Source organism: Microbacterium sp. NPDC055665 (assembly GCF_053618035.1).
In genome coordinates this window covers 82,081-101,408 of record NZ_JBSHGY010000005.1, presented here as the reverse complement: position 1 = coordinate 101,408, position 19,328 = coordinate 82,081, and the positions used below count along the sequence as shown (strand labels likewise).

Here is a 19,328-nt window from a genome sequence, read left to right as displayed (position 1 = left end):
TCAGGAAGAGGGAAGCATCGCAATGACGGACATCGACTGGGACGAGCTGCGCCAGGTCGCCACGGATGCCATGACGAAGGCGTATGCGCCGTACTCGCGCTATCGCGTGGGGGCGGCCGCTCTCGTCGGCGACGGGCGCATCGTCGCCGGCTGCAACGTCGAGAACGCCTCCTACGGCGTGACGCTCTGCGCGGAGTGCGCCCTCGTCGGCGACCTGCACATGTCCGGCGGCGGCCAGCTCGTCGCGTTCGTGTGCGTGAACAACGACGGACAGACGATCATGCCGTGCGGTCGCTGCCGGCAGCTGCTGTTCGAGCACGCGATGCCGGGCATGCTCCTGGAGACGGTCTCCGGCATCCGCACGATCGACGAGGTGCTGCCCGATGCGTTCGGGCCGCGCGCCCTTCGACAGGCTCAGGGACCAGAAGGAGAAGCACGATGACGGTTGAGCCCTTCGACGCGGTGGACGTCATCCGCGCCAAGCGCGACGGCGGTGCGGTCCCCGAGACGGCATTGCGTTGGATGATCGACGCGTACACCCGCGGTTACGTCTCCGACGCGCAGATGGCGTCGTTCGCGATGGCGATCTTCCAGCGCGGGATGGAGCGCGATGAGATCCGTGTGCTGACCGATGCGATGATCGCGTCGGGGGAGCGGATGAGCTTCGCCTCCCTCGGCAAGAAGACCGTCGACAAGCACTCCACCGGCGGCGTCGGCGACAAGATCACCCTGCCGCTCGCCCCGCTGGTCGCCTCTTTCGGCGTCGCCGTTCCGCAGCTCAGCGGCCGCGGACTCGGTCACACCGGCGGCACGCTCGACAAGCTCGAGTCGATCCCCGGCTGGCGTGCAGCGCTCAGCAACGAGGAGATGTTCGCGCAGATGCAGGGCGACGTCGGCGCGGTCATCTGCGCCGCGGGTTCGGGCCTCGCTCCTGCCGACAAGAAGCTGTACGCCCTCCGCGACGTCACCGGCACGGTCGAGGCGATTCCGCTGATCGCGTCGAGCATCATGTCGAAGAAGATCGCCGAGGGCACCGACGCGCTCGTGCTCGACGTGAAGTTCGGATCCGGCGCCTTCATGCAGGACATCGACCGCGCCCGCGAGCTCGCGCGGACGATGGTCGCGCTCGGCACCGATTCCGGAGTGGCGACCACCGCGCTGCTCACCGACATGAACGTGCCGCTCGGACTCGCGATCGGCAATGCCAACGAGGTCCGCGAATCCGTCGAGATCCTCGCCGGCGGCGGCCCCTCCGACGTCCGGGAACTGACCCTCGCCCTGGCGCGGGAGATGCTCGCCCTCGCCGGACAGCCGGATGCCGACGTGGAGGCCGCGCTCGACGACGGCCGCGCGATGGACAGCTGGAAGGCGATGATCCGCGCACAGGACGGCGACCCCGACGCGGTGCTGCCGACTGCGCGGGAGACGCATGTCGTGACGGCTCCGGCGGATGGCGTGATCACGCGCATGGATGCACTGCCGTTCGGCATCGCCGCCTGGCGGCTCGGAGCCGGGCGCGCCAGGGCCGAGGATCCGGTGATCTTCGAGGCGGGGATCGACCTGCACGCCAAGCCCGGTGACCGCGTCGTCGCGGGGCAGCCGCTGTTCACGCTGTCCGCGGCCGACGACGCCCGATTCGGTCGTGCTCTGGAAGCCCTCGACGGCTCGTGGGAGATCGGCGACGAGGCTCCGGCCACCGGTCCGATCGTGCGCGAGCGCATCACGGCGTGAGTCGCGACCGCTAGCCTGAACTGAGCACATCCGCGACCGAGAGGATCACCATGTCGATCGATGCGAACGGCGACGTCACGCTGCAGGGCGTCTCCCTGCGGAGCCTCCCGAAGGTGTCGCTGCACGACCACCTCGACGGCGCTCTGCGCCCCTCGACGATCCTCGAGCTCGCGGACTCCATCGGCCTCGAGGTGCCGGAGTCCGACCCCGCCGCACTCGGCAGGTGGTTCGCGAAGCAGAGCGATTCCGGTTCGCTGGTCGAGTACCTCAAGACGTTCGACCTGACGACCGCCGTCATGCAGACCCAGGAGGGGCTCACCCGTGTCGCGCGCGAGTTCGTCCAGGACCTCGCAGCCGACGGCGTGGTCTACGGCGAGGTGCGCTGGGCCCCGGAACAGCATCAGGCGCGCGGCCTCACGCTCGAGCAGACCGTCGAAGCCGTGCAGCAGGGCATCGAGGAGGGCGAGGACGCGGCGGATCGCGACGGACGCAGCATCCGTGTCGGCCAGCTCATCACCGCCATGCGGCACACCGACCGGGCACGGGAGATCGCGGAGCTCGCGGTCGACTTCCGCGGTCGCGGTGCCGTCGGCTTCGACATCGCCGGCCCGGAGGACGGCTTCCCGCCGTCGAACCACCGTGCCGCCTTCGACTACCTCGCCGACAACTTCTTCCCGGTGACCGTGCACGCGGGCGAGGCCGCAGGGCTCGCGTCGATCCGCTCGGCGCTCATCGACGGTCGCGCGCTGCGTCTCGGCCACGGCGTGCGCATCGCCGAAGACCTCCAGGTCGTCACGCAGGAGGGCGACGAGGTGCAGGTGCAGTTCGGCGACCTTGCCCGCTGGGTGCGCGACCGCGAGATCCCGCTCGAGCTCTCACCGTCGTCGAACCTGCAGACCGGCGCGATCGCCGCGTGGGGTGACACCCTGGCCGACCACCCGTTCGACCTGCTGTATCAGCTCGGGTTCTCGGTGACGGTGAACGTCGACAACCGCACCATGAGCGCCACTTCGCTCACCCGCGAGCTCGCCCTGCTCGTCGAGACCTTCGAGTACGACCTCGACGATCTCGAGACGTTCCAGTTCAATGCGGCTGCGGCCGCGTTCCTCCCCGTCGAGGAGCGGGAGGAGCTCGTCGAGTTGATCGCCGAGGGATTCGACATCTGACCGTGGCCTCCGGGGGGAGACGGCGCGGGGGCGTCGTAGGAATCATTATCGCTGCGGTGATCGTCGTCGTGGGTGGCGGTTTCACAGCGTACGTCTGGCTGAACCATGCGCCGGCCGAGGCCGAGGCTGAAGCGAAGCCGTCACGGACGCCGACACCGGTGGTGACGCCGCCGCCGCTGACTCCCGCGGAGCAGCTCCTCGCGGATGCCGCCGATCCGCTGGCCTGTGCGGTGACGTTCACCGGCGAGGGGGCTCCGGCAGACCCGCAGCTGCAGCGGCAGGACGGCCTGTACCAGGCGCTCCCGATCCCGGCCCTCGCCGGCCGTGTGTTCGCCGGCTGGTACCCGACAGCGGCGGATGCCGCGGCGTACACGGTCGCTGCCCGGGTGAACGGCGCGGACCCCGTGGTCTGCGACCAGCAGCAGGTCGAGCTCTTCGCCGCGTGGAAGACGCCGGAGCAGAACACCGCCGAGGGCGTGCAGGTTCCGATCCTCATGTACCACCAGTTCACGGCGAATCCCGAGGGGGAGTCCGGCTGGCTGCGCGGGAACTATGCCTACATCGGCGACTTCGACGCGCACATGAACCACATCGCGACGACCGGCTTCTACCTGCCCACCTGGGATGAGCTGAGCGCCTTCATCGACGGCCGGCTCTCGCTGCCCGCGCGGAGCGTGATCATCACCGACGACGATGCCGACCAGACCTGGTTCGACCTCGGGGCACCCGTGGTGGCGGCGCACAAGCTGCTCGCGACCTCCTTCATGGTGACCGCGTACCGGTCGGACCCGCCACCATCGATCTTCGTGCTCCGCCGCTCGCATACGCACGACATGCACAAGGCGGGAGACAACGGCGACGGCCTGATGGTCAACTGGACCGCGGATCAGATCGCCGCCGATCTGAACCTCTCCGGCGACACCCTGGGTGTTCGCGAGGTCATCGCCTACCCCTTCGGGCACTACAACGACACCGCCAAGCAGGGCGTCATGCAGGCCGGCTACGAGATGGCACGGACGATCGAACCCGGGTTCGTGACGATCGGCACCGACAAGCTCGCCCTCCCCGTGGTGCGCATCGACTACGGCATGGGGCTGGACGCCCTGGTGTCGCGCATCGGCTGACCGTCGTCGAGGCGGCAGGATGGTCGCATGCCCGACTCCGTCTTCATCGCAGGTCCCGCGACGTGGAACACGATCGTGGTGCTCGATCGACTTCCCGAGCCCGTGCCCCACATGCAGTTCGCTGAGGAGACCTGGACGACGGTCGGCGGAACGAGTGCCGGCAAGGCCCTGAGTCTCACCGGGCTGGGGCGTGCGACGCAGCTCCATGCTCTCGCCGGCCGCGACGCGGAGGGCGAACGGGTGCGAGCAGCCCTGCACGCCGCGGGAGTCCAGGTGCACTGGGGCGAAGGGGTGACCGAGCGGCATCTGAACCTCATGACCCGCGCCGGCGAACGGGTCTCTCTGTACCTGTCGTCGCCGGCCGCGACCGCGGGCGAGGACGATGCCTGGGTTCGCGTACGGATGCGGGAGGCGGGTGCGATCGTGCTCGACCTCGCCGCCGAGCCGCTGCGGCTCCTGCCGATGGCGCGGGAGACCGGAGTCCCGATCTGGGTCGACGTGCACGACTACGACGGTGACGCCGAGTTCCACCGCCCGTTCCTGGCGGCGGCTGACGCGGTGTTCTGCAACGCGGATCGCCTCCCGGACCCGGTCGCGTTCCTGCGTGCGCGCATCGCCGCCGGTGCCTCACTCGCCGTGTGCACGCTCGGAGCCGAGGGTGCGGTGGCCGTGGATGCAGAGGGGGTCGAACATCGGGTGGCGGCCGTGCCCGTCGAGGTCATCGACACGAACGGCGCGGGCGACGCCTTCCTCGCGGGTGTGCTCGATGCGCGCCTGGACGGGGCGGGAGTCGGCGCGGCACTCGAGGCGGGCGCGCGGACAGCCGCGGCCGTTCTCCGTTCGCGGCACCTGCATCCGCTGTTGGATGCGGTCATCGACGCAGGGGAGTGACCCTCAGGGTGCGAGCGGGGCGAGGAACTCCTCGGTGAGCCGCGTGACCTCGTCGTGCATCTCTTCGGTCGAGATCGTCGGAGTGCCGTCGCCGGCCTGCGGGCCGTAGTCGCCGAAGGACGCGTGCGATGCCCCGTCGATCTCCACCATCTCGGCGTCGGCGGGTAGCAGGTCCCGCGCGTCGGCGATCTTCTCCGGAGTGGAGAGACCGTCTTCGCTGCCGGAGATGCTGAGCACGGGAAGGCCGCTGCCCGACACATCGGTCGCGCAGTACGAGCCGAACAGCACCAGTGCGTCGGCATCCGCTGCGAGCTGGCAGGCGCGGACGCCGCCCAGCGAGTGCCCGCCCACACCCCAGACGTCGATATCGGGTGCAGCCGAGGTGAAGGCGTCGAGTCCACGCGGATCGAAGAAGGCCAGATTCAGCCAGGGGCGCGTGATCACGACCGTGGTTCCTTCCTCGGCGAGCCCCTGGAGGGTGGCCGCGTAGGCCCACGGGTCGACCTTGGCGCCGGGGATGAAGACCAGCCCGAGATCCGACTCGCCGTCCGCGGGGGCGAGCACGATGCCCTCATCCGCGTCGGTGACCGTGATCGCGGGGTTCTCCCGCACGGTCGCGAGAGGCTCCGGCTCCGCGGCCATGACACCGATCTGCGTGTATGCGACGACGCCGACCACCGCCAGCACCAGCACGATCGCGACACTCCACAGGACTCGTTTCAGGACCCGGCGGCCACGCTTCTTCTGCACGGATCAACGCTACCCCGCGTCGGCGCCCGTCCGCGCGACGGCGGGATGGGTGCGGAGGTACTCCTCGAATGCCTCGCGTGTCGTGCGACGCGGGGAATAGCCGAAGTCCTCCTTCAGCCGGCGGTTCGCCAGCACCGGTCGGTACCGCAGGAACGGCACCTTCTCCGGTCCGTGCGGGGTGAGGTGCAGCATCCGTCCGATCCGAAGCGCGGCCGACAGCGCCCACGCGGGCAGCAAGAGCTGCGGCTTGCCCAGACGAGCGGCGATCTCGGGCACGGTCATCCGTCCGTCGCCTGCGACGTTGAAGATGCCGGCGGGGCCGTCGGTCGCCGCGCGCACCATCGCGGCCGCCACGTCGTCCACCCAGACGAACACGAAGGGCGACTCCGATCCCGCTATGCGGAGGATGCGCCGCCCGTCCCAGAGTGCGGTGATCTGATTGCGCACGGTCGGACCGAGGATCGTGCCGATGCGGAAGACCACCTGCTCGAGGTTCGGATGGCTCTCCCGGTGCTCGGCCAGCATCTCCTCCACCAGCCTCTTGTGCCGGGCGTACGGGAACGCGTCGTTGCCTCGCAGCGGCTGGTTCTCGTCGATCCACTCCGCATTGTCGGAGTGATAGCCGTACGCCGCCCCCGAGCTGGAGACCACGATGCGCTGCACGCCCGCCTCGACGCACGCGGCGAGGACGTTCGCGGATCCGGTCACATCGACGCGGTACTCCAGGTCGACGTCGTGGCCGGGATTCACGATCGCCGCGAGGTGCACCACCGTGTCGATGCGATGCTGCCGCAGCACCGGAGCGATCGCAGCGGCATCCGTCACGTCCAGGAGCGCATCGATGACGCCTGCGCGGGAGGCACCCGCTCGCAGGTCCGCGGCGACCACGACATCCACGTCGTCTCTCGCGGCGAGGGCCTGCGCCACGTGCGAGCCGAGGAACCCGCTGCCGCCGGTGATCAGCACCCGGGGCATCAGACCGTCTCGACTGTGGTGCGGCCGCTCGCGTCGCCGGTGCTGGACCCTGTGCGCTTCCTGGTGTGCCGGGCCCAGAGCCCAGCGAGGACGAGCCCGGCGATGATGTCCCAGATGCCCCACCAGCCGGCCACGATGGCCATGCCGCCGAGTCCGTCGAAGAACAGGAACACCAGGCCGAGGCCGAGGCCGGCGTTGCGGATGCCGACCTCGAAGGTCATCGCCTTGCGCTCACGAGTGCCGAGACCCCCGACCACGGCCGTGCCGTAGCCGAGCGCGAGCGCCACGGCGTCGTGCACCGCGACCACCAGCAGGATGATGCCGAGTACCTGCACGAACACCGCCCAGTTGCCGACGAGCGCGGCGATGATGAAGCCGAGCAGGGCGATCAGGCTGAACCACTTCACGAACGGCTGCACGCGGGCGCTGAACCCCGGTGCCTTGGCGCGCAGAAGCAGACCGAGGGCGAAGGGGAGGCCGACGATGAGGAAGATCTCCAGCAGCATCCGCCACGGGTCGAGGGTGATGTCGCGCAGCAGCGTACGGGCGGTCGGGTGCAGCGAGGCCCAGAAGGTGATGCTCAGCGGCATCGCGACGATGTAGATGAGGTTCCCCACCGCGGTCAGCGAGACCGAGAGGGCGACGTTGCCGCCGGCGCGATGTGTCAGCACCTGCGAGATGTTCCCCGGTGGGCAGCAGGCCACGAGCAGCATCCCGAGCGCCATCGACGGCGGCACCGGGAGCACGAGCGTCAGCAGGAACGTCGCGATCGGCAGCAGGAGCAGCTGCGCGAGGATCGCGATCGCGAACGGCTTCGGATGCTTCGCCACGACCCGGAAGTCACTCGGCGAAGTGTCCAACGCGATGCCGAACATGATGAGTCCGAGCACCACGTTGAGGATCGTGAGCGTGCCGGGCGTGAACGAGAGGACGACGTCGTCGACGTTCATGCCGAGGCCTCCAGTGCGTCCTTCTCGCGCCGCACCGCGCCCCGGTAGGCGTCTTTGTTGACGTAGTACGCCATCCGGTCCAGGCTCAGGTAGTGATAGCCGCCGGTGACGTCGGGCCACGCGGTGCCGGTGACCCGGTCGCGGAAGCGGGTCGCCCGTGCGGGGTCGGTCTCGACCGCGTCGAGGTAGGCGGCGAGCAGCTCCGCCTGCTCGTAGCGGCCCTGCCAGCCGATGCCGGACGCCTCGATCATGCCCATCACGTAGAGCCCGTTGAAGGAGGCGGGGAACACGTTCAGGAAGAGCCGAGGCGAGGCGCCCTGCCAGTGCAGGTGCCCCCGGTCGACGAACGGGTAGTCCAGCGTGTAGCCGGTGGCGAGCAGGACCAGGTCGTACTCGTCCGCGCTGCCGTCGCGGAAGTGCACCGTCCGCCCGTCGAAGCGGTCGATGTCCGGGCGGATGCGCAGATCGCCCTGCCCGAGGTGGTTGAGGATCAGGGTATTCACGATGGGGTGCGACTCGTAGATGCGGTAGTCGGGCTTCGGGAAGCCGAACCGCACGGGGTCGCCCGTGAACGCGCGGAGGACGCGGCTGTCGACGGCCTGCTTGAGGCGCGCCGGGAGCGGGCGACCCTGGTTGAGGGTGTCGCTGGGCTTGCCGAACAGGTAGCGGGGCACGAAGTAGTAGCCGCGCCGCACGCTCATGTCGACGGACACGGCGTGATGCACGGCATCCACGGCGATGTCGCAGCCCGAGTTCCCGGCGCCGATCAGCAGTACCCGCTTGCCGCGCAGCTGCTCCGGGGACTTGTACGCGCTGGTGTGCAGGAGCTCGCCCGTGAACTCCCCGCGGAAGGTCGGCACGTTCGGCTCCGCCAGTGTTCCGTTGGCGAGGACGACGCCGGCGTACCAGCGGGTGCGCTCGCCGTCGGGCCCGGCGCTCGTCAGGTCCCAACCATCGTCGCGGGGTTCGAGGCGCGTGACCCGCGTGTCGAACCGGAACAGGCCCGTCAGCCCGAAGTGATCGGCGAAGTCGTCGAAGTACTCCTTCAGCACGCGGTGGCCGGGGTAGTCGACCCGCGAGCGCATCGGGAACTCGGTGAACTCCGTGGTGGTGCGGGAGGAGATCAGGTGCGCGGACTCGTACATCGTGCTGCGCGGATTCGTGATGTCCCACAGGCCGCCGACGCCGTGGGCGGCCTCATAGCCGTCCACCACGATTCCGCGCTTCTGCAGCGCGCGCGCCGCGGCCAGACCCGATGGACCCGCGCCGATCACGGCGTATCTGTTCATGCTGCTCCCCGCACGTCAGTGTGCTCGAAAAAACGCCCCCGCCCACCGATCGTAACGGCTGGGCGGGGGCGTCGAGCTCCACCGGGTCAGGCGGATCCGAGGTGCTGCTGGCGCGCCGCGACGGCGTCCCGGATGGCCGGAAACAGCGGATGCTCCGGATCCAGGCCCGTGGTGCGGGCGGTGAAGGCCGCGGGCTCCTCCGAGCGCAGCAGCTCCTGGAGCTCGACCGACTGCTCGTCGGCCGGATCGTCGAACTCGAGCGCCGCCGACACGGCCGCCACGAGCGCCTCGGTCGGCAGGCCGCGCTCCGCGGCCATGGCGGCCGGTCCCACGAACCGCTCGTGCCGCGAGATCTTGCGCAGCGGTTGGCGTCCGACGCGCTGCACGGTGTCGACCAGCGCCGGGTTGCGGAAGCGATCGAGGATCGTGGCGCGGTACGCCGCGAGGTCCGCCGCATCCAGCCCGTGCTCGGCGACCAGCACGGCCGAGGTCTCCTCTAGCGCGGCCGAGACGCTCGCCGCGATGGCGGCGTCGGCCAGGGCGTCCGAGATCCGTTCGATCCCGGCTCGCGCGCCGAAGTACGCGGTGGCGGCGTGCCCCGTGTTCACCGTGAAGAGCTTGCGCTCGATGTACGGTGCCAGATCGTCGACGAAGTGCGCGCCGGGGATGCTCGGAAGGGAGCCGCCGAACGGCCCCGACTCGATCGCCCACTCGAAGTAGGGCTCGACCGTGACATCGACGCCGCCGTCTGCGGGCTGTGCCGGCACGATGCGGTCGACCGCGGTGTTCGCGAAGACCGCGCGCGCGAGTAGCGTCTCGGCATCCGCCCCCGCCGCCGCTGCCACCTCGCTCCGCAGCAGGTCGGTCGCGCCGATCGCGTTCTCGCAGGCCATGACCTGCAGCGGCGCGGCATCGGGGGAGCGGAGGGCGAGTCCGGCCACGATCGACGGTGCCACGAATCGCAGTACCGTCGGCCCGACCGCGGTCGTGACGACATCGGCCGTCGCGACCTCCTCCGCTACGGCGGCGGGATCGGTGCGGCTGTTGACCGCCCGGAACCCGGTGACGACATGATCGATCCCTCCGGGGCCGGCTTCGTGCACGGTGTACGAGTCGACCGCATTGATCGCGTCGACCAGGGCATCGGCGACGTCGGAGAACACGACCTCGTACCCGCCCTGGCGGAGCAGCAGACCGACGAACCCGCGCCCGATGTTGCCCGCCCCGAAGTGGACCGCCTTCATCCCTCGTTCACCTCCGACAGCAGGGCGTAGAGCTCTTCCGGGGTCTGCGCCGCGGAGAGCCGTGCCACGTCGTCCTCCTCGGAGAACAGGATCGCGATCCGGGAGAGGATCTCCAGGTGCTCGTCACCGACGCCGGCGATGCCGATCACGAAGGTCGCGGGGTCTCCCGACCAGTCGACGCCGCCGTCGTAGCGCACGACCGACAGGGCCGAGGCGAGGATGGCGTCCTTCGCATCGTTGGTGCCGTGCGGGATCGCGAGTCCGTTGCCCATGAAGGTCGACACGGTCTCCTCACGCTGCCGCATGGCATCGACGTACACGGGGGTGACGGCTCCGGCGGCGACGAGGATGTCCGTCGCCTCCTGGAGCGCCTCGTCGCGGGTCGCCCCACCGGGGTGGATGCGGACCTGCTCGGGGGTGAGAACGCTCATTCTGTGTCCTTTCGCTGGGATCGCACCATCTCGACGACTTCTTCGTACTTGGGCGAGTTCATGAAGTTGTCGACCGACACGTGGACCGAGTTCGGCGACTTCGCCGCGGCGCGCTCGGTGAGCTGCTGCTGCGTGATCACCACGTCGGCCGTTCCGTCGAGGTTCGCGATGGCCTGGTTGGTGACGTTCACGTCCTCGATGCCCGCCTTCTTGAGCTTGTTGCGGAGGACGCTGGCGCCCATCGCCGATGAGCCCATCCCGGCGTCGCACGCGAACACGATCCGCTCGATCGGTGCCGTGGCGACGGCGGTCGTGCCCGGGGTCGCGGCGGCTTCGGGAGCCGCAGTCGCGGTCGATGTGCGCAGCGCATCCATCGCGGCCGACGACTTGCCCTTGTTCGCCTCGGTCTGTGCGATCGCCGCACCGAAGGCGTCCCCCTCGGCGGCGAGGTCGCGCTTGCGCGAAGCCCGCAGGATCACACCGGTGATGAGGAACGTCACGGTGGCGGCGACGATGACCGACAGGTACACGACCAGCAGGTTCGGGACACCCGCGCCGAGGGCGGCGAAGGTCACCGCGATGATGCTGCCGGGCGCCGCCGGGAAAGCCAGACCGCCGTTCAGGAGCATGTTCGTCGTGACGCCGGCCGCACCACCCGCGATGAGGGCGAGGATCGTGGTGGGCTTGCTCAGCGCATACGGGAAGTAGATCTCGTGGATGCCACCGAAGAACTGGATGATCGCCGCACCCGGTGCGGAACCCTTCGCCGCGCCGACGCCGAAGAAGCTGAAGGCGAGGAGCAGACCGAGGCCGGGGCCGGGGTTGGCCTCGATGAGGAACAGGATCGACTTGCCGGTCTCCGCCGCCTGCTCGATGCCGAGCGGGGTGAAGACGCCGTGGTTGATGGCGTTGTTGAGGAACAGCACCTTCGCCGGCTCGACGATGATCGACACGAGCGGGAGCAGCTGCAGCGTGACGAGCCAGTCGACGGCCGCACCGAGCGCGGCGCTGATGCCGAGCATGACCGGTCCGAAGGCGAAGAAGCCGACGATCGCGAGGAGCATGCCCAGGATCCCGGCGGAGAAGTTGTTGACGAGCATCTCGAAGCCGGGGCGGATCTTCCCGTCCCAGATGCTGTCGACCTTCTTCATGATCCACGCGGCGATCGGGCCCATGATCATGGCACCGAGGAACATCGGGATGTTGGTGCCGACGATCACGCCGACCGTGGCGATCGTGGCCACCACGCCACCGCGCTCGCCGTAGACCATGCGGCCGGCGGTGTTGGCGATCAGCAGCGGCAGCAGGTAGGTCACCATGGGGCCGACCAGGCCGACGTACGCGAGGATGTTGCCGCCATCGCCCTCCGCCACCGCGGTCATGGCGCCCTGCCAGCCGATGACGGCGGAGTCGCCGCCGCCGCCGATGATCTCGGCCACACCCGCCCAGTGCCAGCCGAAGGGGCTCTTGGCGCCGAAGAATCCGGCCGGGATGAAGAGCATCGTGATGAAGCCCCAGGCGATGAAGGCTGCGATGTTCGGCATGATCATGCCGGAGAGGAACGTGCCGAAGCGCTGCACGCCCACGCGGAGACCGCCGGGTTTCGTGGCGGCAGGTGACGTCGTCGTCATGATGTCGTCTCTTTCTTGTGGAGGGGGAGTTCCGCGGCGAGAGTGGCCGCGGCGGTTCGGGCGGAGGGAGCATCGTCGGCGGCCAGGGCGGCCTCCGCGAGGCTCCGCGCCTCGGACAGGGTGCGTTCGGAGAGCGCGTGTCGCACGTCGGCCAGCGCCGAGGGTGCCATCGAGAGGCTGGTGGCGCCGAGGCCGACCAGCACGACGGCGAGGAGCGGATCGGCGGCGGCCTCGCCGCAGATGCCGACCGGTTTGCCCAGGCGCGCGCCGGCGTCGCCGACCTCGCGCACCAGGCGCAGCACGGCCGGATGCCAGGGATCCTGGAAGCCGGCGACCGAACCGAGCATGCGGTCGGCCGCCATGGTGTACTGCGTGAGGTCGTTGGTGCCGATCGAGGCGAAGTCGGCGTGCGCGAGCACCCGGTCGGCGAGCAGGGCGCTCGCCGGGATCTCCACCATCACGCCGGCGGTCTGCAGCCCGTATTCGCGCGCGAGCCCCGTGAAGTAGATCGTCTCCTCGACCGTGGCGACCATCGGGGCCATGACCCAGAGATCGGCATCGGTCTCGGCATCGGCTTCGGCCAGCGCGGTCAGCTGCTCGCGCAGGATGTCCTCGCTGGCTCGCAGCGCGCGCAGACCCCGCAGCCCGAGTGCCGGGTTCTCCTCGTGCGCGTCGTTGAGGAACGCCAGCGGCTTGTCGGCTCCTGCATCGAGCATCCGGACCACGACCTTCTTGCCGGGGAAGGCTGCGAGCAGCTCGCGATACGACTCCCGCTGCTGGGCGATGGTCGGCGCCTGTGCCGAGGAGAGGAACAGGAACTCGGTGCGGAACAGCCCGACGCCCTCGGCCCCCCGAACGACCGCATCGGCCGCGTCTGCGGGCTTCCCCAGGTTCGCGAGCAGCGCGACCGGCGTGCCGTCGGCGAGGGCGCCGGGAGTGGGGGGAGCGGCCTCGGCCGACTGGCGAGCGGCGGCGCGTTGAGCCGCGCGGTCCTTCTCGTCCTCCGTCGGCTCGCGGGTGACCACTCCGCTGGCGGCATCGACGATCACCGTCTCGCCCGTGACCAGCGGCGTGGCGTCGCCGACGCCGACGATCGCGACGATGCCCTTCTCCCTCGCGAGGATCGCGGTGTGGGAGGTCGGCCCGCCGTCCGTCGTGATCAGCGCGAGCACCTGATCCAGGTCGAGGAGTGCGGTGTCGGCCGGAGCGAGGTCGCGCGCGACCAGGACGAACGGGTGCCCGGGGTTCGGGACGCCGGGGGCATCGACGCCGCGCAGGTGCGCCAGGACCCGCTGCGCGATGTCATCGAGGTCGGCGGCGCGCTCGCCGAGGTAACCACCGACGGCCTCCAGCGTGGCGCGGAACCCCGCGAACGCATCGTGCACCGCCCATTCGGCCGTCGCTCCGGCATCGATCCGGGTATCGACCTCGTCTTGGAGCGTCGGGTCCTCGGCGATCATCGCCTGCGCTTCGAGCACGTCTCGGGCTGCGCCGCCTGCCGCCTCACCGCGTTCGTTCAGTTCGCGGGCGACGGTCGCGACCGCCTCGCGAACTCGCACGTGCTCGGCTTCGGTGCCCGCCGTGCTCGGCGAGTTCTCCGGAGGCGGCATCGCCTCGGCCATGCGGACGACCGGTCCCTGGGCCACGCCCAGACCGATGCCCACCCCGCGCAGCTCGCTCATCCGGCGGCGTCCTGGTCATGGTCGGTGGTGAGGAGCTCGGTGAGCGTGTCCAGCACGCCCTCGGCCCCGTCGCCGTCGGCCGTCAACGTCACATAGTCGCCGTACTCGATCGCGAGCGCGATCACACCAAGGATGCTGGCGGCGTTGACCGGTTTGCCCGAGTCCTTCGCGATCGTCACGGCGATGCCCGAGTCCTTCGCCGCCTGCGCGAAGAGCTTCGCCGGGCGGGCGTGCAGTCCGTGGGAGGAGCCGATCCGGACGGTGCGGGTGGCGGTCATGATGTTCCTTTCGGGGTGTCGCCGGTGGCGGCGAGGATCGATCGGGCGAAGTCGAGGGTGCGGGAGCCGTCGCGGTCGGAGAAGACGTCATCCGGAAGCACGGCCACGGGCGCTTCCACGCTGCCGCGCAACGCCTCGAGCCGATCGCCGAGATGCGGACCGACGAGGACGAGGTCGTGATCGGAGCCGGCGACGGAGCTCTCGGTGCCCGCCACCGCGTCCCAGCCGAGACCGGCCGAGGCTGCCGCAGTGCGGAGCCGTAGTGCGACGAACGTGCTCGACGCCCCGGCGCCGCACACCACGAGGATCCTCATCGACTCCCACCTTCCTGAGAACAGTCTGGGAACCGGGAGGGGCACCGCACCAACAGGTTCCTTTCCGCCCCCGCGGAACACCTCCTTCCGCCCGCGGATGCCGGCATGCTGACATCATGGAGACGACGTCGAGACAGTGCGGTCAGCATGCGGGAAGGGGAGGACCATGTCGCGCCAGCGCCAGGACCAGCTCCTCGCCGCTCTGCTGCGCCAGGAGGGCTGGGCGACGGCTGCCAGCCTCGCCGATCTGCTCGGGGTCACGCCGCGCAGCATCCGGTCCTACGTCGCCGCGCTGAACGCACGGACTCCCGGCGCCGGGGTGATCGAGTCCGGCCCGGCCGGGTATCGCGCGGGCTCCGGTGCCCGCGGTGCGCTGCGGATGCGGCAGACCGGAGAGTCCGCGCCCCGCGACCGCCTGCACACCCTGGTACGGCGGCTGCTCGATGAACCCGCCGGGATCGACGTGTTCGACACTGCGGACGAGCTGCACGTCAGCGAGGCGACGCTCGAGGCGGATCTGGTCCGGGTGCGCAGTCTGCTCGACGGCACCGAGCTCACCCTGGAGCGCGACCGGGAGACGGTGCGACTGCGCGGGAATGAGGCAGCCCAGCGGCGTCTGCTCAGCAGGCTCGCGCACGACGAGATGGATGACGCCTCCTTCCACCCCGAGACGTTCCGACGCGCACTGTCGCGGTCGGCCGTGGCCGCCAGTGCGGTCGGTCCGTTCAAGACATCGCTCGTGCGGGAGCTCGGCGAGCTCGGCTACTACGTGAACGAGCTCGCGATCGCCGACGTCCTGCTGCACATCGCGATCGCCGCCGAGCGGGTTGCCGCGGGGCACGCTCTCGAATCCTCGCCGGCGGGTGCCCGGGAGGAGATCCCGCGGGTGGGGGCCGTCATCGCCCGCCTCGCCGCCGAGCACTTCGACGTGGTTCTCGGTGACGGCGACAGCGGTCACCTCGCCTCTCTGGTCCTGACCCGTATCGTCGCGCCGGGGGAGGACGCGACGCGGGAGGTCGCGCGCAGCGGAGTGGACCCGGCCGTCGAAGCGGCGGTCCGGGCGGAGATCGCCCGAGCCGCCGACGACTTCCAGGTCGACCTCGTTGACGAGACGTTCGTCCTCCGACTCGCCCTACACGTGCAGAACCTGCTGCGGCGGGCCGAGGAGAGCGCGCTGACGCGCAACCCGCTCACGCGCTCTCTCAAGACGACGTATCCGATGATCTTCGAGGTCGCAGTGTCCATCGCGAGCGGACTCCACGATCGCGTCGGCACCCCCATCCACGATGACGAGATCGCCTATATCGCCATGCACGTCGGCGGGCGGCTCGAGCGCAGTCGCAAGGCGGAGTCGATCCTGACCGCCACGATCGTCTGCCCGGGCTACCAGGAGCTGCACGAGCTGCTGCGCTCCAGCGTCGACCGCTCACTCGGCTCCGCGATCGAGGTCACGACCGTCGTCACGAACGTGGACCCCGATTGGGCGTCGTTCGACACCGATCTCGTGCTCAGCACGATCGAGCCGGGAGACGCGGGCGACCGCTTCGTCCGCATCCAGCCGTTCCTGACGGATGCCGATGTCGACCGCATCCAGCAGGCCGCGGCGCGCGTCCGCCGCGGGAGGCGCCTCACCCGCCTGCGCGGCGAGCTCGCACGCTACTTCCTGGCCGACGCCTACGTCTTCCCGCTCCCGGACGAGGGGGAGGAGGCGATCATCAGGCGGCTCGGCGGGCTGCTCGTGCAGGCGGGACTCATCGGCGAGGACTACATCGAGAACACCATCGTGCGCGAGCGGATGTCGTCGACCGCCTTCACGGATGCGCTCGCGGTGCCGCACGCGCTGCAGATGACGGCGACCCGCACGGCCATCGCGATCGGTGTGGCGGACGGCTCGGCCGCGTGGGGCGACGGGCGCGTGCAGGTCGTCGCGCTCGCCGCGTTCAGCGAGAGCGATCGCGCGGCGTTCCAGACGGTGTTCGAGCAGCTGGTCGAGGTGTTCAGCGAGCGCGAGAGTGTTCAGCGCATCGTCCGCAGGGGCACCACGTTCGAGGCCTTCCTCGACGAGCTCGTCGCGGTGATCGACGGCTGATCCGCGCGTCTCACTCCCGCGGCGCGAGCACCTCGGCGAGCTGATCCAGCACGTCGTCCGCGGTGGCGGATGCCGCCGTCTCGAGCACGACCGCGTCACCGGACGAGATCCCGAGGTCCATGACCGCCAGCACGCTGCTCAGGTCGACCGTGGTGCCGTCTGCCGTGCGCAGGGTCACCGGGGAGCCGTGCGACTGCGCGAGTCGCACGAGCTCGGCCACCGGTCGGGCGTGCGCGCCGTTGTGCGCGCTGACGATCAGGCGTCGCGTGGGCATGCTCAGGAGCGCTCGTCGAGCAGGGCGCGTACTCCCGCCTCGAGCTCTGCCACAGCACCGCGTGCCGCGTCGGCGGAGTCCGCTCGGGCGTCGATGTAGACCTTGAGCTTCGGTTCGGTACCGCTCGGTCGGACGATGACGCGCGAGCCGTCGCCGAGGCGATACCGCAGCACGTCGCCGGAGGGCTGTCCCGGTGCCGCCTGCAGCAGGTCCTCTGCCGAGGTGATCGTCCGCCCGGCGATGTGGGTCGGCGGCAGCGAGCGCAGCGCGAGCATGACGTTGCCGATGATGGAGAGGTCCTCGACGCGCACTGACACCTGGCCGCTCGCGTAGTGCCCGTACGTCTCGCCCAGCTCGTCGAGGAGGTCGATGAGCGTGGCTCCGCGGTCGCGCGCCTCGGCGGCGAGGCCCAGCACGGCGATCGCCGCGGAGACCCCGTCCTTGTCGCGCACCGTGTCGGGGTTCACGAGGTAGCCGAGTGCCTCCTCGAATCCGAAGACGATGCCGGGGGCGCGGGAGATCCACTTGAATCCGGTCAGGGTCTCGTGGAAGTCCAGTCCGTGGTGGGCGGCGACGGCACCGAGGCCGGGCGACGAGACGAGCGAGCAGGCCAGCGAGGCTCCCGGCGTCCCGGCGGCGGCGCGAGCGGCCCGCGCGCCGAGCAGGAGTCCGACCTCGTTTCCCGTCAGACGACGCCAGCCGTCCGCGGCGGAGTCGTCGGGAACCGCGACGGCCAGGCGGTCGGCGTCGGGGTCGTTGGCGAGGATGAAGTCCGCTTTCACGCGGCGGGCCCGTGCGAAGGCGAGATCCATCGCCCCCGGCTCCTCGGGGTTCGGGAACGAGACCGTGCGGAAGGTCGCGTCGGGCGTGAGCTGCTCGTCGACGACGAACGGCTGCGGGTATCCGGCTTCTCGGACGATGCGCGACAGCGTCTCCCAGCCCACCCCGTGCATGGCGGTGTAGACCCACCGCATCCCGGAAGATCCGGCGGGCGCGGGAGCCACGGCCGCCGTGGCCGCGATGTAGGCGTCGACGACATCCTCGCCGGCGGTCTCGTAGGCCGTGGAGCGCGGCAGCGCCGCCACGGACCCGGAGTCGGCCGTGCGCTGGATGTGCGCCGCGATCTCGGCATCTGCCGGCGCGACGATCTGCGAGCCCTGGTCTGCCCCGCCGAGGTACACCTTGTAGCCGTTGTCGTTCGGCGGGTTGTGGCTCGCGGTGACCATCACTCCGGCATCCGCACCGAAGTGGCGGACGGCGAAGGCGAGCACGGGCGTGGGCAGCAGGCGGGGGAGCAGGATCGCGCGCAGACCGGCGCCGACGAAAAGCTCGGCGGAGTCCGTGGCGAACACACGCGAGTTGCGTCGCCCGTCGTAGCCGATCACGACGGTCGGGGTGTGCCCGGGAACCGCCTTCTCGCGGAGGTAGGCGGCGAATCCGGCGGCCGCTTGTGCCACGAGCACCCGATTCATCCGGTTGCTTCCCGCGCCGAGCTCGCCGCGGAGGCCGGCGGTGCCGAACTCGAGGCGTGCGCGGAAGCGGTCGTCGAGATCGGCCAGGGCCGCGTCGTCCCCGCCGGATGCCCGCGTGATCAGGGCGGCGAGCTCGTCGCGCGTCTCGTGATCCGGGTCCTGTCGCAGCCAGGCCCGTGCCTGCGCGAGCCGCTCCTCGCTCACAGGGCCTCGACCACCCTGGCCAGGAGCGCGGAGATCACGGGCTCGGCCTCACGGCCCGCCTCGATCACCTCGGCATGGCTGAGCGGAGTCTGCTGGATCCCGGCGGCGAGGTTGGTGATGAGGGAGAACCCGAGGATCTCCATGCCGGCCTCGCGGGCGGCGATCGCCTCGAGAGCGGTCGACATGCCGACGATGTGTCCGCCGATGTGCTTCGCCATCTGCACCTCGGCCGGGGTCTCGTAGTGCGGGCCGCGGAACTGGGTGTACACGCCCTCGTCAAGCATCGGATCGATGGAGCGCGCGATGTCGCGCAGTCGCTTCGAATACAGGTCGGTGAGGTCGACGAAGGTCGCGCCCTCGAGAGGGGAGTCGGCGGTGAGGTTGATGTGGTCGCTGATCAGCACGGGCTGGCCGGGCGTCCACGTCTCGCGGATGCCTCCTGCACCGTTCGTGAGCACCATGATCTTCGCCCCCGTGGCGGCGGCGGTGCGCACGCTGTGCACGACGCGACGCACGCCGTGGGCCTCGTAGTAGTGGGTGCGCGCGCCGATCACGAGGACGTTCTTGCCCCCGGGCGTGCGGATGCTGCGGAGCGTGCCGACGTGTCCCTCCAATGCCGGCTTCGAGAAACCGGTCACCTCGGTGGCGGGGATCGTGGCGACGGTCTCGCCGATGATGTCGGCGGCCTTGCCCCAGCCGCTGCCGAGGGTGAGTGCGATGTCGTGATTCTCGACTCCGGTTAGACGCGCGATGTCGGCGGCGGCCTGTGCGGCGACCTCGAACGGGTTCGCGGTCGGGTCGTCGAGAGGGTTGCTGTGCGTTTCGGGCATGGA

Annotated in this window: 19 protein-coding genes; 6 read left to right on the top strand and 13 right to left on the bottom strand. The window is 70.2% G+C overall.

The features are described from left to right. Positions 1–22: 22 nt before the first annotated feature. Genes ACWGO6_RS13610 through ACWGO6_RS13590 form a run of 5 tightly spaced genes read left to right on the top strand, consistent with a single transcriptional unit; the run spans position 23 to position 4,912 of the window. A complete protein-coding gene (locus ACWGO6_RS13610) occupies positions 23–442 on the top strand; it encodes a cytidine deaminase (RefSeq protein WP_136041530.1) in 420 nt (139 codons plus the stop codon). Further along, positions 439–1,731, top strand: a complete 1,293-nt coding sequence (locus tag ACWGO6_RS13605) for a thymidine phosphorylase (RefSeq protein ID WP_452326961.1) — start codon at positions 439–441, stop codon at positions 1,729–1,731. The genes ACWGO6_RS13610 and ACWGO6_RS13605 overlap by 4 nt, the downstream gene beginning before the upstream one ends. Before the next feature lie 50 nt (positions 1,732–1,781). Continuing rightward, complete coding sequence (locus ACWGO6_RS13600) at positions 1,782–2,897, top strand: adenosine deaminase (RefSeq protein WP_452326960.1); 1,116 nt, start codon at positions 1,782–1,784, stop codon at positions 2,895–2,897. A gap of 56 nt (positions 2,898–2,953) precedes the next feature. Continuing rightward, positions 2,954–4,021, top strand: a complete 1,068-nt coding sequence (locus tag ACWGO6_RS13595) for a polysaccharide deacetylase family protein (RefSeq protein ID WP_452326959.1) — start codon at positions 2,954–2,956, stop codon at positions 4,019–4,021. A 27-nt stretch (positions 4,022–4,048) separates the two neighbouring features. Continuing rightward, positions 4,049–4,912, top strand: a complete 864-nt coding sequence (locus tag ACWGO6_RS13590; RefSeq protein ID WP_452326958.1) for a carbohydrate kinase family protein — start codon at positions 4,049–4,051, stop codon at positions 4,910–4,912. A gap of 3 nt (positions 4,913–4,915) precedes the next feature. Here the strand turns inward: ACWGO6_RS13590 and ACWGO6_RS13585 are convergent, their stop codons facing one another. The 10 genes from ACWGO6_RS13585 to ACWGO6_RS13540 all read right to left on the bottom strand — a co-directional run bounded on the left by ACWGO6_RS13585 (position 4,916) and on the right by ACWGO6_RS13540 (position 14,456). Further along, on the bottom strand, positions 4,916–5,662 hold the full coding sequence (locus ACWGO6_RS13585; RefSeq protein ID WP_452326957.1) for an alpha/beta hydrolase: 747 nt from the start codon (positions 5,660–5,662) through the stop codon (positions 4,916–4,918). Positions 5,663–5,671: 9 nt separating this feature from the next. Then, positions 5,672–6,637 carry an SDR family oxidoreductase gene (locus tag ACWGO6_RS13580; protein WP_452326956.1) on the bottom strand — a complete coding sequence of 322 codons (966 nt, stop codon included), beginning with the start codon at positions 6,635–6,637 and terminating at the stop codon, positions 5,672–5,674. Continuing rightward, the gene (locus tag ACWGO6_RS13575) at positions 6,637–7,587 is read right to left on the bottom strand and encodes a bile acid:sodium symporter family protein (RefSeq protein WP_452326955.1); all 951 of its coding nucleotides are present in this window, start codon (positions 7,585–7,587) and stop codon (positions 6,637–6,639) included. Before ACWGO6_RS13575 ends, ACWGO6_RS13580 begins: the two co-directional genes overlap by 1 nt. Then, positions 7,584–8,876: a flavin-containing monooxygenase gene (locus ACWGO6_RS13570; RefSeq protein WP_452326954.1), complete on the bottom strand. Its 1,293-nt coding sequence runs from the start codon at positions 8,874–8,876 to the stop codon at positions 7,584–7,586. Before ACWGO6_RS13570 ends, ACWGO6_RS13575 begins: the two co-directional genes overlap by 4 nt. 86 nt (positions 8,877–8,962) lie before the next feature. Further along, positions 8,963–10,120, bottom strand: a complete 1,158-nt coding sequence (locus ACWGO6_RS13565) for a mannitol-1-phosphate 5-dehydrogenase (RefSeq protein WP_452326953.1) — start codon at positions 10,118–10,120, stop codon at positions 8,963–8,965. Beyond that, positions 10,117–10,551 carry a PTS sugar transporter subunit IIA gene (locus ACWGO6_RS13560; RefSeq protein ID WP_136041538.1) on the bottom strand — a complete coding sequence of 145 codons (435 nt, stop codon included), beginning with the start codon at positions 10,549–10,551 and terminating at the stop codon, positions 10,117–10,119. Before ACWGO6_RS13560 ends, ACWGO6_RS13565 begins: the two co-directional genes overlap by 4 nt. Next, on the bottom strand, positions 10,548–12,182 hold the full coding sequence (locus ACWGO6_RS13555) for a PTS mannitol transporter subunit IICB (RefSeq protein ID WP_136041539.1): 1,635 nt from the start codon (positions 12,180–12,182) through the stop codon (positions 10,548–10,550). Before ACWGO6_RS13555 ends, ACWGO6_RS13560 begins: the two co-directional genes overlap by 4 nt. Then, positions 12,179–13,864 carry a phosphoenolpyruvate--protein phosphotransferase gene (gene ptsP / locus ACWGO6_RS13550; RefSeq protein ID WP_452326952.1) on the bottom strand — a complete coding sequence of 562 codons (1,686 nt, stop codon included), beginning with the start codon at positions 13,862–13,864 and terminating at the stop codon, positions 12,179–12,181. Before ptsP ends, ACWGO6_RS13555 begins: the two co-directional genes overlap by 4 nt. Next, positions 13,861–14,142 carry an HPr family phosphocarrier protein gene (locus ACWGO6_RS13545; protein WP_136041541.1) on the bottom strand — a complete coding sequence of 94 codons (282 nt, stop codon included), beginning with the start codon at positions 14,140–14,142 and terminating at the stop codon, positions 13,861–13,863. The genes ptsP and ACWGO6_RS13545 overlap by 4 nt, the downstream gene beginning before the upstream one ends. Next, complete coding sequence (locus tag ACWGO6_RS13540) at positions 14,139–14,456, bottom strand: PTS sugar transporter subunit IIB (RefSeq protein ID WP_136041542.1); 318 nt, start codon at positions 14,454–14,456, stop codon at positions 14,139–14,141. The genes ACWGO6_RS13545 and ACWGO6_RS13540 overlap by 4 nt, the downstream gene beginning before the upstream one ends. Positions 14,457–14,622: 166 nt before the next feature. On the opposite strand from ACWGO6_RS13540, the gene ACWGO6_RS13535 reads away from it, so the two are divergent. Beyond that, positions 14,623–16,545 carry a BglG family transcription antiterminator gene (locus ACWGO6_RS13535; RefSeq protein ID WP_452326951.1) on the top strand — a complete coding sequence of 641 codons (1,923 nt, stop codon included), beginning with the start codon at positions 14,623–14,625 and terminating at the stop codon, positions 16,543–16,545. Positions 16,546–16,555: 10 nt separating this feature from the next. Here the strand turns inward: ACWGO6_RS13535 and ACWGO6_RS13530 are convergent, their stop codons facing one another. The 3 genes from ACWGO6_RS13530 to ACWGO6_RS13520 are packed head-to-tail and all read right to left on the bottom strand — an operon-like array spanning position 16,556 to position 19,325. Further along, entirely contained in the window at positions 16,556–16,819 is a 264-nt protein-coding gene (locus tag ACWGO6_RS13530) for an HPr family phosphocarrier protein (protein ID WP_376107710.1), read from the bottom strand. Positions 16,820–16,821: 2 nt separating this feature from the next. Then, on the bottom strand, positions 16,822–18,495 hold the full coding sequence (locus tag ACWGO6_RS13525) for a phospho-sugar mutase (RefSeq protein ID WP_452326950.1): 1,674 nt from the start codon (positions 18,493–18,495) through the stop codon (positions 16,822–16,824). Continuing rightward, positions 18,492–19,325: a purine-nucleoside phosphorylase gene (locus tag ACWGO6_RS13520; protein ID WP_452326949.1), complete on the bottom strand. Its 834-nt coding sequence runs from the start codon at positions 19,323–19,325 to the stop codon at positions 18,492–18,494. The genes ACWGO6_RS13525 and ACWGO6_RS13520 overlap by 4 nt, the downstream gene beginning before the upstream one ends. Positions 19,326–19,328 lie beyond the last annotated feature (3 nt).